A 1,338-nucleotide genomic window follows, 5' to 3' on the forward strand; every position below is an offset into this window, starting at 1 on the left:
CCAATGTTGTCCTAAACGATTTATAGGTACGATGAATATGAGGTTGTTATAGATAACAACCCCTTCAAAGCTTTTTTGTGCCCATTTATATCACTTCAGCTGGCTCTGGCGGAGGTGTAAATGGCTCATTCAACCACTTTTCGAGCTCTATTTTCGTGAATGTGTTCAATCTAAGTGATACGACAAGATTGGCGAGCCCCCATTTGTACTTTGCAATGTGCTTTAGCCAGCAGAGTAGCAGCATCGTTGACAAAGCAGTCCATATTTGCGTCTCAACAGCATTGCGTGATGTACCAATGAAACTCTTTATTTTCAACAGCTGCTTGATGTTTCTGAAGAATATTTCAATCATCCACCTTGCCTTGTAGAGTTGCGCTATTGTGGAAGCAGCCAGCTTGAAGTTGTTGGTGAGCAACTGTACCACATAGCCATGTTCGTCATTCCAGACAGCTATGCGTCTGAGCGGTTTGGTGTATTTTTTCTTTGTCTGCTCACCTGTCTGCTCAATAATCTCGTCGATGAGTACATTTTGCGCCCTCGTTTCGGGCAATAAACGTTCTTCAATTTGTGAGTAAAGCAGGTTGTCCCTGTGCCTGACAACAAAAAACACATTCCTGCTGTCCCAATTGTTGAGAAGGGAGAAATCGCAATAGCCACGATCGGCAACGACTACAGAATGAGGTGGAACGGGGATATCCAAAGCACCCCTGTTGTCACCGCATTTACCATCAGTAATGTTTACGAATTCAGGAAGAAGGCTGTCATAATCAAGCAATGTATGCATCTTCACTGCGCCTTTCTTTGTTGTGTAATGTGCCCATTCGTAGAGCGACATGGTCAGCGTGATGGTAGATGAATCCAGCAATTTGATTGGCATCTTGAAACGGAATTTGGTGCGTTGCCATATCGTCTGCTGTCCAAAATGAGCAAGCAGTGCATAGAATATCCGCCGGAACACGCCACTGTCCCTTTTGGCATTCTGATAAGCGACAGTTGATTTAGAGGGAGCGCGACAGATTCCGAGGTGGTTCAAATTGCCATTGGCTGAATTCAGTCCATTGGAGATATCACGTACAGAATCGCATCCAGAGAACTGGCAGAACATCATGCTTATGAACTGGCTCCATGTGTCGTAGCCTTTGCTGTGCTTGTCCGTTTTTTCTTCACGAATAATTTTCCTTATGCATTCTTTCGGAAGTCTACCGATTGCTTGTGCGAAAAGTGTTATATTTGCCATAGGAAGTAAAAGAGGTGGTTCTCTTTGCTAAGGTAGTTCATTCTACCTTAGCTTTACTTCCTTTTTTTTGTTTTTATCGAAAAACGTTTAGGACAACATTG

Annotated in this window: 1 protein-coding gene; it reads right to left on the minus strand. The window is 43.4% G+C overall.

Annotated features, from left to right (window positions below):
* Positions 1–85: 85 nt before the first annotated feature.
* Positions 86–1,237, minus strand: coding sequence for an IS4 family transposase (locus HMPREF9441_RS15125; RefSeq protein WP_008622691.1), 1,152 nt, complete (start codon positions 1,235–1,237; stop codon positions 86–88).
* Positions 1,238–1,338: the final 101 nt, after the last annotated feature.

It is taken from the genome of Paraprevotella clara YIT 11840, assembly GCF_000233955.1.
GTDB classification, from domain to species: Bacteria; Bacteroidota; Bacteroidia; order Bacteroidales; family Bacteroidaceae; genus Paraprevotella; species Paraprevotella clara.